15 protein-coding genes are annotated in these 14,789 nt (G+C 41.0%); 11 read left to right on the forward strand and 4 right to left on the reverse strand.

What is annotated here, in order from left to right:
- Positions 1-207: 207 nt before the first annotated feature.
- The gene (locus tag PL11201_RS04795) at positions 208-1,062 is read right to left on the reverse strand and encodes a cyanophycinase (RefSeq protein ID WP_079677477.1); all 855 of its coding nucleotides are present in this window, start codon (positions 1,060-1,062) and stop codon (positions 208-210) included.
- A gap of 416 nt (positions 1,063-1,478) precedes the next feature.
- Between PL11201_RS04795 and trmD the strand changes: the two genes are divergently transcribed.
- The 5 genes from trmD to rnc all read left to right on the forward strand — a co-directional run bounded on the left by trmD (position 1,479) and on the right by rnc (position 5,235).
- Positions 1,479-2,183, forward strand: coding sequence for a tRNA (guanosine(37)-N1)-methyltransferase TrmD (trmD, locus tag PL11201_RS04800; protein WP_079677478.1), 705 nt, complete (start codon positions 1,479-1,481; stop codon positions 2,181-2,183).
- A gap of 125 nt (positions 2,184-2,308) precedes the next feature.
- Entirely contained in the window at positions 2,309-2,668 is a 360-nt protein-coding gene (locus PL11201_RS04805) for a hypothetical protein (RefSeq protein WP_079677479.1), read from the forward strand.
- 212 nt (positions 2,669-2,880) lie between these two features.
- Positions 2,881-3,138, forward strand: a complete 258-nt coding sequence (locus PL11201_RS04810) for a KGG domain-containing protein (RefSeq protein ID WP_079677480.1) — start codon at positions 2,881-2,883, stop codon at positions 3,136-3,138.
- 625 nt (positions 3,139-3,763) lie between these two features.
- Complete coding sequence (locus PL11201_RS04815) at positions 3,764-4,498, forward strand: NYN domain-containing protein (protein WP_079677481.1); 735 nt, start codon at positions 3,764-3,766, stop codon at positions 4,496-4,498.
- A 32-nt stretch (positions 4,499-4,530) separates the two neighbouring features.
- Positions 4,531-5,235, forward strand: coding sequence for a ribonuclease III (gene rnc / locus PL11201_RS04820; RefSeq protein WP_079677482.1), 705 nt, complete (start codon positions 4,531-4,533; stop codon positions 5,233-5,235).
- Between the two features lie 62 nt (positions 5,236-5,297).
- Here the strand turns inward: rnc and recA are convergent, their stop codons facing one another.
- Complete coding sequence (gene recA, locus PL11201_RS04825; protein ID WP_079677483.1) at positions 5,298-6,386, reverse strand: recombinase RecA; 1,089 nt, start codon at positions 6,384-6,386, stop codon at positions 5,298-5,300.
- A gap of 253 nt (positions 6,387-6,639) precedes the next feature.
- Here recA and PL11201_RS04830 point away from each other — a divergent pair, with 253 nt between their 5' ends.
- Positions 6,640-7,236: a pseudouridine synthase gene (locus PL11201_RS04830; protein WP_079677484.1), complete on the forward strand. Its 597-nt coding sequence runs from the start codon at positions 6,640-6,642 to the stop codon at positions 7,234-7,236.
- Positions 7,237-7,263: 27 nt separating this feature from the next.
- Here the strand turns inward: PL11201_RS04830 and PL11201_RS04835 are convergent, their stop codons facing one another.
- Complete coding sequence (locus tag PL11201_RS04835) at positions 7,264-8,259, reverse strand: aspartate carbamoyltransferase catalytic subunit (protein ID WP_079677485.1); 996 nt, start codon at positions 8,257-8,259, stop codon at positions 7,264-7,266.
- Positions 8,260-8,426: 167 nt separating this feature from the next.
- Between PL11201_RS04835 and PL11201_RS04840 the strand changes: the two genes are divergently transcribed.
- A complete protein-coding gene (locus tag PL11201_RS04840) occupies positions 8,427-8,951 on the forward strand; it encodes a hypothetical protein (protein ID WP_079677486.1) in 525 nt (174 codons plus the stop codon).
- A 67-nt stretch (positions 8,952-9,018) separates the two neighbouring features.
- Here PL11201_RS04840 and PL11201_RS04845 read toward each other — a convergent pair whose 3' ends face one another.
- Complete coding sequence (locus tag PL11201_RS04845) at positions 9,019-9,363, reverse strand: SRPBCC family protein (RefSeq protein ID WP_079677487.1); 345 nt, start codon at positions 9,361-9,363, stop codon at positions 9,019-9,021.
- A 142-nt stretch (positions 9,364-9,505) separates the two neighbouring features.
- Between PL11201_RS04845 and tilS the strand changes: the two genes are divergently transcribed.
- The 4 genes from tilS to PL11201_RS26410 all read left to right on the forward strand — a co-directional run bounded on the left by tilS (position 9,506) and on the right by PL11201_RS26410 (position 14,764).
- Positions 9,506-10,528, forward strand: coding sequence for a tRNA lysidine(34) synthetase TilS (gene tilS, locus PL11201_RS04850; RefSeq protein ID WP_079677488.1), 1,023 nt, complete (start codon positions 9,506-9,508; stop codon positions 10,526-10,528).
- Positions 10,529-10,613: 85 nt separating this feature from the next.
- Positions 10,614-11,156, forward strand: coding sequence for a zinc ribbon domain-containing protein (locus PL11201_RS04855; RefSeq protein WP_079677489.1), 543 nt, complete (start codon positions 10,614-10,616; stop codon positions 11,154-11,156).
- A 192-nt stretch (positions 11,157-11,348) separates the two neighbouring features.
- Complete coding sequence (locus PL11201_RS04860; RefSeq protein ID WP_079677490.1) at positions 11,349-14,492, forward strand: transglutaminase family protein; 3,144 nt, start codon at positions 11,349-11,351, stop codon at positions 14,490-14,492.
- Between the two features lie 98 nt (positions 14,493-14,590).
- Positions 14,591-14,764, forward strand: coding sequence for a hypothetical protein (locus tag PL11201_RS26410; RefSeq protein ID WP_159451513.1), 174 nt, complete (start codon positions 14,591-14,593; stop codon positions 14,762-14,764).
- Positions 14,765-14,789 lie beyond the last annotated feature (25 nt).

The following is a 14,789-nucleotide window of genomic DNA, read 5'->3' on the forward strand; positions in this document are numbered from 1 at the left end:
ATTCAATTTCAAGCTAAGGTGACTTGTAAACTGTTTGCAGTGAACAGTTTTTCACAACGATTGCCGTTTTGGAGATCAGAGCAGTGGGGATTTAAAACTTTCGAGACCTGCCCATTTTCCATCGCCCCTAATCGGGGTTCCCCATCTTCAAAATTAGAGGGGAAAACCTTGATCTGAACCACGTCCTGGAGTCGGTGATCTGTGAATTTACACGCTGGGTGCAGAACTAGGACGACGGGAATGGAGGTTATACTGATCACCATAGGATAAAATATGTACCCGCAAATTGAAGACACTCAGGGGATCGGTGGCTCCTGCATTCACTAAGTTGGTGTAGGACATTTCGTGGGTATCCACAATGGTCACGCACCCTTTTCCCACCACCCGCAATAGGCCTTCGGCTTCAAATAAGGCACAGGTATCTTCATCAATGCCAATGCCCACTTTATCGGGGTGGGCTGCCACCGCACTCACCAATCGTGCCATGCGATTCCGGTTATGGAAGTGTTGATCGACAACCAATTCTGGCACAATATCTAAGCCCGTTGCCATATCCACCAGGGAGCGATTGGGAGATTCCCCACTGCCGCCTCCGGCAATCATGTGGTGGCCCATCACGGCGGCTCCGGCACTGGTTCCGGCCAAGGCCATGCGCCCCTGTCTGGCCCCGGCTCTAATTTTTTCCATCAGCAGGGTATCGGCTAATAAACTGTAAAGTCGCAGTTGATCACCGCCGGTCATAAATACCCCGGTACAGGTCTCCAAGAAGGCGTGCCACTTGGGATCTTCACAATGATGGCGTTCGCGAATATCAAAGACGGCAATGGATTTTGCCCCCATTTCCTCAAAGATTTTTTGGTATCTCTCTCCTTGAACCGCGGGTTCGCGGGAGGCGGAAGGAATGATGGCAAGGTTGGCGTTGGAAGCACCAGCCCGGTGAACAAAGGTTTGCAGAATCTCACGTCCATGAACTTTGTCTTCTGCTCCACCAATAATCATGATAGAGGTTTTGGTTTGTTGGGGAATCATTTGTTCAAGGGCTTGAGATGTCAACTGCTGCATAGTGTGTCTCCTCGAATCAATCTATACTGGGTTCAGCTACTGGAGTGATGAGTTTTGCCCTCATGTTCGATGGGGCTGGTTTTGATTCCTCTGTGGAGACCGAGATCACCTGATCTCCCACCCTCCTGAATCAGAATTCACCTGGTGGAGTCCTCTGATGGGAAGGGAAGGGCCACGGGTTTTTCGTGGTAGTCACCTAAAGGATCAGCTTTGGACTCCCAATTCTTTCACGGGTTAATTTCAAACCGAACCCAGTTCGGGTAGCAAAGCCCGAGTCAAAAAAGCTGCTTCATTTTAGTATATTTTGATACGAATTAACAAATATTTTAGTTTATGGACTATCATATACCATGAGATGTTTGTTACAAGTTTGAGCCTAAAAAAATTTTAAGCCTAAGTGATCAACTAATAATACTGTGCGTTTTGACATTATTACTCTATTCCCCGATTTTTTTAGTTCTCCCCTTAGCTCAGGTCTTTTGGGTAAAGCCCTGGGGAAAGAAATTGCTCATGTCCATTTAGTTAATCCCCGGGATTTTACCCAGGACAAACATCACCGAGTGGATGATGAACCTTTTGGGGGTGGTGTGGGCATGGTTTTAAAACCAGAACCGATTTATGCGGCGGTTGAGTCTTTACCCCAATTCCCTCGTCGGGAAGTGATTTTTTTAACTCCCCAAGGGGAACAAATGCACCAAGGGCTATTCCGAGATTTAGCGTTAAACTGTGATCAAATTGTCTTAATTTGCGGACATTATGAAGGCATTGATGAACGAATTATCCCCTTAGTAACCAGGGAAGTTTCTTTGGGGGATTTTGTTCTCACAGGGGGAGAAATTCCAGCTATGGCACTCTTAAATGGAGTGGTGCGATTGTTACCAGGAACTGTAGGAAAGGAGGAATCTCTCAAAGCTGAAAGTTTTGAACAAGGATTACTAGATTATCCCCACTATACTCGTCCGGCGGTGTTTAGAGGAATGCCCGTTCCTGATGTTTTATTATCAGGACATCATGGCAAAATTGAGCAGTGGCGAAGACAACAACAACTTCAACGTACCCGTGAACGTCGCCCGGATTTGTGGCAAGATTGGATCCGCGAACACCCGGACGAACGGGTTTAATTCGCTAATATTTTGCCTTAGTTTGCCTTTCTAACCTATTAAACTGAAGCAGTCAACGTTTGGCTTTGATTCGAGTCTCTGGTCGCTAATCGTTAAGGGCTGAAGTTTATTCGTTTTTAATCCCTATGAATGCTGATACCCCGGAAGACTTAATTCAAGCGATTGATTTGGCGTTGGGTCAAGGGAATTTTAATCAAGCTAAAACCCTCTCTACTCAAGCCAGTCAAGATTATCCTAATCACGATAAAATTCAACGCTATGCTAGAATTTTATCGTCACCCAATGTGCCTTTTCAGCAACTCTCCCGCAACCCCGATACTCCTTTAAATCTCAATTGGGTAATTCGGCATCGTCAACATTATCGAGGTAGATGGGTGGCTTTGGAAAAAGGTCATTTAATTGCAGATGCGAGTTCCCTTGATGAATTATTTGCTCAGGTGGGAAAGGAAAAAATGAAGGATTTATTTTATACCATTGTTTATTAAGTAGAGGCATACTTTTTAGGTCTGGGTTTGGAGCGGATATTGATTAAATAAATAGAACATTTCCCCATGAGTTAAATTAGAAATGCTACTATTAATAGTATGGTTTCGGTTTATTGGTGAAAAAGGTTAAGTCTATCTTCTGGTAGAAGGTAAACCCTAATCACTCCAGATACAGTATGTTTAGCCAATTAATAAAAAATAAGGAGAAAATCATGGCTACGGAAAAACGTGGATTTGCTTCAATGGATCAAGAAAAGCAACGGGAAATTGCAAGTAAAGGCGGTAAAGCAGCCCATGAGTCGGGACGCGCTCACGAATTTACTTCCGAAGAAGCCAGAGAAGCCGGACGCAAGGGCGGTAAGGCGGTCAGCCAAAATCGCGAACACATGGCAGCCATTGGACGCAAAGGTGGCAAGAATAGCCATAAAAAAGATAAAGAAAATGAAAACAATGCTGACGAAAATCCCTAATCTCAGGGAAGGATGTTTTAGTAAACTGTCATAAAATCTGAGTTTTTTAACAAAAAACTGTTTTTGTTGGTGATGGCTTGCACAAATAGGGCTATTTATGGGATAAACCGTGTTTGTGCAAGCTCAACCTTGATCACAAGTTTTTAGACTCAACTCGGTGAGTTTAAAATTATCGGCCCTAACCTAAATAGCAAAAAAAATACTTGACATTTTCGGAGGGCTTGATTATAGTGGATTCACCTAGTTATTAGGTTTGAGTGGAAAATTGACTTCTGTCTCATCTATCGGAATCAAAAATACAGTAGTTGCCAATGCAGTTAGGACATTAATGATGGCTGTGATCCTTAATTATTAAGTGTTTTACTCCTGTCCCTTGTCTTCTGTCTGTTGCCTCTAGCTGTATTCCTGATTCCGATACCTGAGACTTTAGCCAAACACAATCAAAACTACGGGTTTTAATTCAATTCTTTAGACACTGCGCTGAAAGTGCTAGTTTTGGAGTCCTGTTTTGGACTCGGAAATGGCGAATAGGTCTTAATTCAGGCAAAGGCGTTTGAAGGGTTAGAATTCAAAACTTTATTAATACTAGGCGTCTAATTCATCAAAAAAAAATTAGGAGCCAGTTATGAAAGGCAACATAGCAATTTCTTGGGATGTTCAAAATGTTCGGATTTCTCTTGAAAAAATTGAACTTTTGAATCAATGGTTAAATCGACAAGGCTGTATCTGGGAATTGAAAAAGAAAGCTTATTCTAACTGGAGGGGAGAAACTCAACTATTTGCAGAGAAAGTCTCTGCAAATAGTTTTAAAACAATTCATGTTGCTCCCTTGAAAAAAAATGCCGTTGACAATCAGATTATTCAAGATTGCGAAGATGATATAATGCCAGAGAAGAGCATTAAAATTGTAATTTTAATTACAGGGGATAAAGACTTTTTACCCTTAGTTAAAGATTTGAAAAAGTCAGAGAAAAAAGTAATATTAATTCATGGTGCTAATGTTAGTAAAGCCTTGAAAAAATCCGTGGATATAGCCTATAATATTAATGAATTAATCGACTCTGTTAATCTCGATAAAGCAACTCCAGAAACACTAGATTCTCCCGCCATAATTCCTTATGAAGAAGCTAAAAAATGTTTAATTGAATTGATCAAAAAGGTTCAAAAAGATGGAAAAAAAGCTACTCTTGCTGTGCTAGGTCGTTTAATCAAAAACCATCCTCAACTTGCAGGATACAAAAAAGTCTCATCCATTGCTAAACCCGATGGAAAAATTTTTGCTAAATTCGGTAAATTTGTAGAGGCGGTAATTAAGGAGGGAATTATTCAAGATTGTAATGGAGAATTGATTTTAGTCTAAGTTGAGAAAAATTGCGATCGCCTAAATATAATATGACCAAAACCCAACTACCAGAGATTAAAAACGAACAATTGCGATTACAAGCATTAACCCATCGCTCCTATTTGAATGAACATCCTAACGCCGGAGAAGACAATGAAAGATTAGAATTTTTAGGGGATGCAGTCCTCGGATTTTTAGTGGGAGAATTGCTATTTAAAAAACGCTATCCCGAAGATATGACCAAAATGAGTGAGGCAAATATGACCCGTTTGCGGTCTGTGTTGGTTGATGAAAAACAACTGGCTAAATTTGCCGTGCAATTTAATTTAGGAGAGTTATTACGGTTAGGAAAAGGCGCGATTCGAGACGGGGGACGCACCAACCCTTCCTTGCTGAGTGATGCCTTTGAAGCCTATATTGGAGCCTATTATTTAGATACCAATATTGATGTTGTCCGAGAGTTTATTCATCCCCTATTTTCTACTGTTGCCAATGAAATGGTCTTTCCCCAGTCGGAAACCACCCCTCAAACCTTAATTGATTGTAAAAACCGCTTTCAACAATGGGCGTTAGAAAAATCCGGTGAAAACCCCAAATATTATGTGGTGGGAGAATCTGGGCCAGATCATGCCAAGGAATTTGCCATTGAAGTTCGGGTTAGGGATAAGGTATATGGCTATGGAAAAGGGAAGCGCAAACAGGATGCGGAAAAAAAAGCCGCCGAAGTGGCGCTGCAAAAGTTGAGTCTATTGTAGTGAGTCCTTTAGGACTCTGGGCCCTGAAGGACTCTAAGCCCTAAAGGGCTTACTACATAGGGTTATTCTTCTTCTGAACTGGTATCGAAATCCTCGTCATCATGGCTATCAACCTGGGTGACAGAATTCGCTGAAACCACAGCCCCACTATCTAAAGCGCCTCTAACTTTTTGTTCAATTTCTTTCGCCAAGGTGGCATTTTCTTCTAAATAGGTGAGGGTTTTGTCTCGTCCTTGACCAATATTATCGCCGTTGTAACTATACCAAGCTCCTTTGCGTTTTAATACCCCGGTTTCTTCGGCTAAATCAATTAAACAGCCTAAAGTAGAAATACCTTTTCCAAAAATAATATCAAATTCTGCAACACGGAAAGGCGGGGCAATTTTATTTTTAGCCACTTTAACTTTCGCCCTAATTCCGTATTCATCCGTTCCCCGTTTTAAGGTTTGAATTCGACGAATATCTAAACGTACAGAGGCATAGAATTTTAAGGCATTTCCCCCCGTTGTGGTTTCCGGGTTTCCATAGACAACACCAATTTTTTGACGCAATTGGTTGAGGAAAATCACGGTACAATTCGACTTACCAATATTCCCAGTGATTTTGCGTAACGCCTGACTCATTAACCGAGCTTGTAACCCCATGTGGGAGTCCCCCATGTCCCCTTCAATTTCAGCCCGGGGAACGAGGGCGGCCACGGAGTCAATCACAATAATATCCACGGCCACAGACCGTACCAGTTGATCCACCACCTCTAAGCCCATTTCTCCGGTGTCCGGTTGAGAAACCAGTAAATTTTCGGTATCCACCCCTAGGACGGCCGCATAGCTCGGATCTAGGGCGTGTTCGGCATCGACAAAGGCGGCGACTCCTCCGGCTTTTTGGACTTCGGCGATCGCGTGCAGGGCTAAGGTGGTTTTACCCGAACTTTCTGGCCCATAGATTTCAATAACCCGTCCCTTGGGTAAACCGCCCCCCAAGGCCAGGTCTAGGGTTAATGCACCACTGGGAATGGTTTCCACTTTCATGCGGGTGGAATCCCCTAACCGAACAATGGCCCCTTTGCCAAAGCTGCGCTCAATTTGGTTTAATACAAGGGTTAGAGCTTTTTTCTTTTCTGCCCCAGAATTATCTTTAGTATCTTTAGCCATTCGCTGTAATTTTAAGTAACGGTTAATTTAAACATCCTAGCCACCCTAGCCGCCAGTGGCGCATAATTGGTATGGTAGCAGTTATGCCGGGGTTCTGACTATTAGACATCTCCGACGAGCTTAACAATTTTTTGCAGTTTGTCCGTCCAAGGTTTGAGGGAATTTTCCCCATTATAGGCGAGATTGATGTTTTCGTCAATATAAAAACAATAATTCTATCGTTTTTAACGAATTAAACTTAGATTAATTACCCATGTCCTATCGATATATTTTATTTTATAAACCCTATGATGTCTTGAGTCAGTTTACCGATGATGATCCGACAACAGCTATGCGTAAAACCCTGAAGGATTTTATTACGATTCCGACTATTTATCCCGTGGGACGGTTAGATCGAGATAGTGAAGGATTATTACTTTTAACCGATGATAATTTTGTGAAACATCGCTTAATTGATCCTAAATTTGCCCATCCTCGAACCTATTGGGTACAGGTGGAAAAAATACCGGATGAAACAGCATTACAACAGTTAACTCGGGGGGTACAATTATCAGATTATCGGACAAAACCCGCCCAGGTTAAACTACTTTCTACCGAACCCAGTTTACCGCCCAGGGAGCCTCCCATTCGGTTTCGGAAAACCGTCCCAACGGCTTGGTTGGAATTAACCTTAACCGAAGGTCGTAACCGTCAAGTGCGGAAAATGACGGCGGCGGTGGGGTTTCCGACGTTGCGTTTGGTGAGGGTGGCGATCGCCCATTTAAGTTTAACAGGACTTGTACCGGGTCAATGGCGAGATTTAACCGAAGTTGAATTAAAACAATTAAGACAAGTCTTAGGAAATTATTAATTAAACCTCCCCAAAATTAAACCCTAATTATTGATTAGGTTTTCCGCCTCCAATTAAATATAAGAGTGCCATTCTAACGGCAATTCCACTGGTCACTTGTTGAGAAATTAAACTCAATTCTGGATCATCCATTAATTCCGAACTTAATTCTACTCCTCGATTTACTGGCCCGGGATGTAATATTTTAACATGGGGTTTACAGACTTTTAACCGTTCGTGGGTCAGACCAAATAATTGATGATATTCGCGTAAACTGGGTAATAAATGGGCGGTCATCCGTTCTTTTTGTAAGCGCAAAGTCATGACAAAATCAGCATTTTCCAAAGCCTCGTCTAAATTCCAATGTAAAAATAATTTTCCGGGACGATTTTTGCCAAATTCCGCAAATAATTCTGGAAGTAAAGTTGGGGGGGCGGCTAAGTGTAATTCCGCTTGGGTAGCGGTTAAACTCCAAATATTAGAACGGGCGACCCGAGAATGTAAAATATCTCCAACGATGGCGATTTTTTTGCCATTTAATTGTTCAATTTGAGGGTGATCCGGGTCAAGAATTCGACAAATGGTAAATAAATCTAAGAGTGCTTGGGAGGGGTGTTCGTGTTGACCATCGCCCGCATTTAAAACCGCTACTTTTGCATTTAAACGATCTAATTCGGCGGCGATCGCAAAGGGAACTCCCGCCTCTTTATGGCGAATAACCATCATATCCGTCCCCATGGCTAAATAGGTTTTAGCGGTATCGAGAATGGTTTCTCCTTTGCTCAGGGATGAAGTCCCCGGGGCAAAATTTAAGGTATCGGCGGAGAGTCGTTTGGCTGCAAGTTCAAAGCTGTTACGAGTCCGGGTCGAGGGTTCAAAAAATAAATTAGCGACCACCTGACCTTGGAGGGCGGGGACTTTTTTGGTGCGACGTCCTAAGACTTCTCGAAAGCTAGTGGCGGTTTGTAAAATGGTATTATATTCCGTTGCTGTAAAATCAGCTAGGGATAAAATGTGGCGGCGAGTCCAGGGAGCAGTAGCCATTGTCAAATAATTAGTAATTATAGGATTTTAGAATCAAAATTTGAGGTTTAAAATCATCGAAATTTTGATCCAATATTTAATTATACTGGGTGATCGTTCAAAGCGGAATATCAACCTCAAGGCTTGAAGAATAAACTAACAGTTATTTTCAGAATACCCTTTGAACCATGAACATTATCCAATCTTTTTTGACCGCTTGTATCCTTAGTGTTACTATTCTTAGCTTAAGTAGTTGTAGTACCCCTCCGGTAGACACTGAAACCCCACAGTCACCGACGCCTGAAGCCACTGTTTCCCCTCAACCGACCTCTGAACCTCAAAAACAAACTCTCTCCCCTGCTGACACCGTTCCCGTGACCATTTATCAGGTGGATAGTCAATGTTCTGAGTTAGTTCCTCGACAAATTACGCTTCCTAAAGAACAGGCTTTAGAAAGGGCGATCGCAGAGGTTTTAGAACAACAAAGTAGTTCGGATTTTACCTTAAATTATCGGATAAAAGTGGAGCCAGACAAACAGGTTGTGACGATTGATTTTCGGGTTCCGACTAATGCAGATCGGACGTTTAATTCCCTATCTAGTTGTGAACAATTAGCTTTATTTGGCAGTTTGAGGAAAACAATTATCAGTAATTCTAACTGGCAAATTAATGAGGTAATTTTTACTGAGCAAGGAGAAGAAATTGCCTTGTAAAAGGGAATAGGGAATGGGGAATGGGGAATGGGGAATGGGGAATGAGTTGGCTGGATTTAGAAGTGTCCTAACTGTAATGCGTACCGCTATATCTAAGAATATATTGAGTCCGGTTGAATCCAATTTCTTGAAGTTCAAACCAAGTTTGGTTACTAAACCCAGGAATTTCTGATTTCCAAGCCAAACAGATTTCCGGTTTTAACGTCTGTATTAAGGGTTGAAATACTGTTTCAGGTTCGTGGGAAGTTCGACGCACCGCTAAGGTCACTTTTTGGTTTAAAATGAACCGTTGACTCGGATCTCGATCCCATAAAAATGTATTCCATTTAAACCAATATTGTTTTTCATATAAAGCAGACCAAACTTGGCTTTTAGAGGCTGCAATCTCAATTTCCGTGTATAAATTTGGCATAGGGATTTGTTAGTGAATTACGAATTACGAATTATGAATTACGAATTATGAATGAGTAGGGAGTAATGGGTAATGAATATGTATTTTTATAGTGTTATTATCGGGAAAATAATTATCAATTTCTCTGTTTTTACAGATAATCATGTCTAATCTTTCCGAATGGACTCTATTACATACCCAACTCCATCGTACCCTACGCGCTCGTAATATTTTACCTGCATCTCAACGGTTATTGGTGGCGGTATCGGGGGGACAGGATTCCTTATGTTTAATTCGATTATTATTAGATTTACAACCCAAATGGCATTGGCAAATTGCCATGGTGAATTGTGATCATCGTTGGCGTTCTGATTCTCAAGCCAATACCGATTATATTGAACAATTAGCTGATAGTTGGCAAATCCCCTTTTATCGAGAAACTGCTGCTATTATTCCCGCTACAGAAGCCGCAGCTAGGGAATGGCGTTATCAGGTTTTAACTGAAATTGCTCAAAGCCATAATTATCCCTATATTGTTACAGGTCATACCAAAAGCGATCGGGCTGAAACTCTACTTTATAATTTAATTCGAGGTAGTGGTGCCGATGGTTTACAAGCCTTAACTTGGCAACGTCCTCTTGATTCAATATCAACAAATTCGATAATTTTGGTTCGTCCTTTATTAGAAATTACTCGGGAACAAACAGGGCAGTTTTGTCAAGAAAAAGCCCTAAAAATTTGGCTAGATAGTACCAATAATGATTGGCATTATGCTCGTAACCGCATTCGTCAAGAACTTTTACCCTATTTACAAACCCATTTTAACCCCCAAGTCGAATCTCATCTAGCCCAAACCGCAGAATTATTGCGATCGGAAGTTAACTATTTAGAAGAACTCACAGAAACCCTATTTCAACAGGTGGTATTTTGGGAAAATGGCAGTCAAGATCGATTAAAAATCAATCGTTTAGCCCTGCGTCAAACCCATGAAGCCCTACAACGTCGAGTCAGTCGAAAAGTCTTACAAAAGGTTATGAAAAAATCTGCTAATTTTGAACAAATTGAAAAATTAACCGCTTTAATTAGTGCTCCAAACCGTACCCAAACCGATCCTTTTCCGGGAGGAGCGATCGCCATTGTTGAGGGAGAATGGATCGTTTTTAATTTTTCTTTGAGTAACTTCTAATACAATTGTTAAGAAACCCTATCCTTTGAGAAACTCGACCCTACAATGCAAAATAGCACTATAGAATTGACAAAGGAGCCTTCCTATGGGCTATGTATGCGAGCTAGGGACAGGTCAAAGCATTTATTTAGAAAATCAGGGAGCCCAAACTGTTGTCACCCTCATTAGCAGTGGCCCTGGACAACAGCAACAAGCGAGTAGCAGTTTTACAACCGGAGTTTGGACTTTACCCCCCCAGGTGTTCCAAACTCCCCATGGTCTGGTACTCAAAGTCATATCCGAACAAGGGGAAAGAAGCTTACAAATTCAAGGAACTAGCGTTAGTATTCTGGGTGAAATGCCCTCGGTGATAGACTCTCAACAACTCACGGTTCACGAAGTCACGAGCGTACCTGTTTCTCCACTGAAACCGATGGAACCGATGAAAATGGAACCCATGAAACCCATGAACCTAAAAATGGGGGATATGCAGATGAACATGAACCCGATGTCCATGCGAATGGGTGATATGGAATTGCGAATGGGGTCGGGTTCACCGGAGGCAAGTCCTAAGTCTTTTTGTAGTCAATGTGGGACATCGGTCAAACCAGAAGACCGATTTTGTTCTAATTGTGGTCATCAATTGTAGGGGCGGGTTCATCAAGATTTAGGTGATTAACAAAGATATCAAATAACCCGCCCGTACCCGAAATCAGTCATCAGTTATTAGTTGTAGGGGCGGGTTCATCGAGATGCGCGGTGATTAACAAAGATCTAAAAGAACCCGCCCGTACCAGTTTTTCGTCACTAGCTAATATTGCATATCTAATATATTTAAAAAATGTCCATTAAAGTTAGTCTTAACCATCAGATTTCCTATCAGTTTGAACGTCCGGTTATTCTTAGCCCTCAGACCATAGGATTGCGTCCTGCTCCCCATTGTCGGACACCGATATTGAGTTATGCTCTGAATATTTCCCCCTCCGACTATCAACTGACCTGGTTACAGGATCATTATGGCAATTTTTTGGCCAAGGTTAACTTTCCCCAAACCACTGATTATTTTAAAATTGAAGTAGATTTAATTGCCCAAATTCAACCAATTAATCCCTTCAATTTTTTAATTGAAAGCTACGCTACCAACTATCCTTTTGAATATGAACCGCGTCTAGCCAAAGAACTTAGTCCATTTTTAGAGATTACGGAATCGGGAGAATTACTCAAAAATTGGGTAGAACTTCATCGTCAACAGAATATTTATACCTCTAATTTTTTACTTGATTTAAGCCAGAAACTAGCTCAAGATATCCAATATCAAATCAGATTAGATCCAGGTATCCAAACCTGTGAAGAAACCCTAGAGAAAAAAATCGGTTCCTGTCGAGATACGGGATGGTTATTAGTTCAAATTTTACGCCATTATGGATTGGCGGCTCGATTTGTTTCTGGATATTTAATTCAACTTAGTAATGATATTCCGCCCTTGGATGGGTTGCCAGGGCCAGTTTATGATAATGCTGATTTACACGCCTGGGCTGAGGTTTATCTTCCGGGTGCGGGTTGGATTGGACTTGACCCCACCTCGGGTTTAATTACTGCTGAAGGTCATATTCCTTTAGTTTGTGTAGCCGACCCCCAAGATGCCCGGCCAGTTCAGGGAACTTTTGAACCTTGCGAGTCAAAACTAGACTTTTCGGTAACAGTTTCTCGCTATCACGAAATCCCTAGAGTTACTAAACCTTATACGCAAGAACAATGGCAAAAAATCAATGATTTAGGCGAAATAGTTGAAAACAATTTACAGCATTTTAATGTGGGCTTAACCATGGGAGGAGAACCGACGTTTGTTTCAATTGATGATTTTGAATCTTCCCAATGGCGGATTGCAGCATTAGGAGAAGAAAAATACAAAATTGCTGGGAAATTACTAAACCGATTAGAAGCTAAATTTGCTCAAAATGGGGGATTAATTCATTATGGATTAGGAAAATCTTATCCAGGTGAAGCATTGCCCCGTTGGGCTTTAGGGTGTTATTGGAGAACAGATGGAATTCCTTTATGGCATAATCGAGAACTCTATGCTCAGGAGGATAAAGATTATAATTATACCTCAAAAAATGCCCAGATTTTTATTGAATCTTTAGTGAGAAATTTAGGAGTTAAATCTGATTGTATTATTTCGGTTTACGAACTAAATTCTAATATTATAGCTGGATATACATTGCCGATTTTAGCAATTAAAAAGGCAGAAAATATTCATTGGAGTAGTTGCCAATGGCGACTTTCTACCCCCAACAAAATAGAACTTGTAACGGGAAATTTACCCATAGGATTTCGCCTACCTTTAAGTTCTTTAAATTGGCAAGATGATCAACTTGAACAGGAAGCAATTATTCCCTTAACTCATCCGCCAATTATTCCGAATTTTGCACCCTTAGAATCTCCCATTAATTCGATTCGGGTGGCTTTAAGTGTGGAAGTTAGACAGGGAAAAATTCACGTTTTCTTACCTCCAATTTCCTCCCCTCGGAGTTTTGTTGATTTAATTACGGCCATTGAAAATACCACCGCCCAACTCCAATATTCAGTCCTAATAGAAGGATATACACCCCCGGCTAATACCGGAATTATCGGGTTTCAGATTACCCCAGACCCAGGAGTGATTGAAGTTAATATTCATCCCGCCTCTAATTGGCAAGAATTAGTCGAAATTACCACTATTTTATATGAAGAAGCGAGATTATCCCGTTTAGGAACGGAAAAATATCTATTAGATGGACGACGAATTCCTACTGGGGGAGGTGCCCATGTTACCATAGGCGGAAAAACCGTTTATGATAGTCCGTTATTACGTCGTCCCGATTTATTAAAAAGTTTAATTACCTATTGGCAAAATCACCCCAGTTTATCCTTTTTATTCTGTGATTTATTTGTGGGGCCCACCAGTCAAGCTCCCCGGGTAGATGAAGCTAGACATGAAAGTTTATATGAGTTAGAAATTGCCTTTCAACAGTTAAAACCTGAAGCCCATATTCCGCCTGAATTAGTAGATAGATTATTAAGAAATTTATTAGTTGATATTACTGGAAATACCCACCGTTCAGCTTTTTGTATTGATAAGTTGTACCCTATTGAAAACCCTAGAAATCAATTAGGACTATTGGAATTTAGGGCTTTTGCCATGCCTCCTCATCCTCAGATGAACCTATTACAAATGTTGTTAATTCGGGCATTAGTAGCCTGGTTTTGGGAAAAACCCTACAACCATTCGTTAATTCGTTGGGGAACAACTCTACATGATCGATTTATGTTACCCCATTATTTGGGAGAGGATTTAAAAACAATTATTGAGGACTTAAAAACCGTTGGTTATGAATTTCAATTTGATTGGTTTGCTCCTTTTATTGAATTTCGGTTTCCCCGTTATGGAGAAATTACAAAAGAGGGAGTAGAATTAGAACTACGTCATGGAATTGAACCTTGGCACGTTTTAGGAGAAGAAACGGTGTCAGGAAGTACGGCACGTTATGTAGATTCCTCGATGGAAAGGGTGCAAATTCTATTAAGAAATGCTCTAGGAAATTCTGCCAATATTGATAGTTATTCGGCTCGATATATTGTTACCTGTCAGGGTCGTCCTATTCCTTTAAAATCCACTGGCAATCCAGGAGAATATGTCGGTGCGGTCAGGTTTCGGGCGCGACGCTATACATCTTTATTACATCCCTCTATTGCTCCCCATGATCCTTTAATTTTTGATATTGTTGATACTTGGTCAGACCGTTCTATCGGGGGTTGTACTTATTTTGTGAGTCCGCCTAATGGTAAAATCTATCAACAATTTCCGATCAATCATCGAGAAGCAGAAGGTCGAATGTTAGAACGATTTGTCGCCATAGGCCACACATCTGGGTTAATCAAACTTCCACCCTTACACTTAAATCCCGAATATCCTTTAACCTTAGATTTACGCCAAATTCCTTAAATTGAAAATTGTTAAGAAATATAAATTGATTTCTGATTAAAGATATTGCATCAGAATGAGTATTTGTTAACATTAAACTGTTTAGGAGTTTATGTTTTATGAACAATTTGCCTGACCAACCTCCTGTTGAGCAGTTGCGTGATTTTATAAATCGAGTTACGCAAGAGGCCACAGAATTAAAAACGGATTTTGTTCCTGAAGTCGGAAAAGATATTGGAAAACTTATAGATTTTCTAAACGAAATTAAAGAAAAACTGCCAAGCTCCAATTAACAATAAGTAGGTGGGCGAGAATATC

The organism is Planktothrix sp. PCC 11201, from assembly GCF_900009135.1.
Lineage (GTDB): Bacteria > Cyanobacteriota > Cyanobacteriia > Cyanobacteriales > Microcoleaceae > Planktothrix.

Bases quoted from the DNA above. Each gene is read 5' to 3' on its own strand.
- recA (WP_079677483.1), bottom strand. From the start codon at position 6,386: ATGGCTAAAGATACTAAAGATAATTCTGGGGCAGAAAAGAAAAAAGCT.
- PL11201_RS04845 (WP_079677487.1), bottom strand. From the start codon at position 9,363: ATGCCAAATTTATACACGGAAATTGAGATTGCAGCCTCTAAAAGCCAA.
- PL11201_RS04835 (WP_079677485.1), bottom strand. From the start codon at position 8,259: ATGGCTACTGCTCCCTGGACTCGCCGCCACATTTTATCCCTAGCTGAT.
- PL11201_RS04855 (WP_079677489.1), top strand. From the start codon at position 10,614: ATGGGCTATGTATGCGAGCTAGGGACAGGTCAAAGCATTTATTTAGAA.
- PL11201_RS04795 (WP_079677477.1), bottom strand. From the start codon at position 1,062: ATGCAGCAGTTGACATCTCAAGCCCTTGAACAAATGATTCCCCAACAA.
- PL11201_RS04805 (WP_079677479.1), top strand. From the start codon at position 2,309: ATGAATGCTGATACCCCGGAAGACTTAATTCAAGCGATTGATTTGGCG.
- PL11201_RS04815 (WP_079677481.1), top strand. From the start codon at position 3,764: ATGAAAGGCAACATAGCAATTTCTTGGGATGTTCAAAATGTTCGGATT.
- PL11201_RS04810 (WP_079677480.1), top strand. From the start codon at position 2,881: ATGGCTACGGAAAAACGTGGATTTGCTTCAATGGATCAAGAAAAGCAA.
- tilS (WP_079677488.1), top strand. From the start codon at position 9,506: ATGTCTAATCTTTCCGAATGGACTCTATTACATACCCAACTCCATCGT.
- PL11201_RS04860 (WP_079677490.1), top strand. From the start codon at position 11,349: ATGTCCATTAAAGTTAGTCTTAACCATCAGATTTCCTATCAGTTTGAA.
- PL11201_RS26410 (WP_159451513.1), top strand. From the start codon at position 14,591: ATGAACAATTTGCCTGACCAACCTCCTGTTGAGCAGTTGCGTGATTTT.
- rnc (WP_079677482.1), top strand. From the start codon at position 4,531: ATGACCAAAACCCAACTACCAGAGATTAAAAACGAACAATTGCGATTA.
- PL11201_RS04830 (WP_079677484.1), top strand. From the start codon at position 6,640: ATGTCCTATCGATATATTTTATTTTATAAACCCTATGATGTCTTGAGT.
- PL11201_RS04840 (WP_079677486.1), top strand. From the start codon at position 8,427: ATGAACATTATCCAATCTTTTTTGACCGCTTGTATCCTTAGTGTTACT.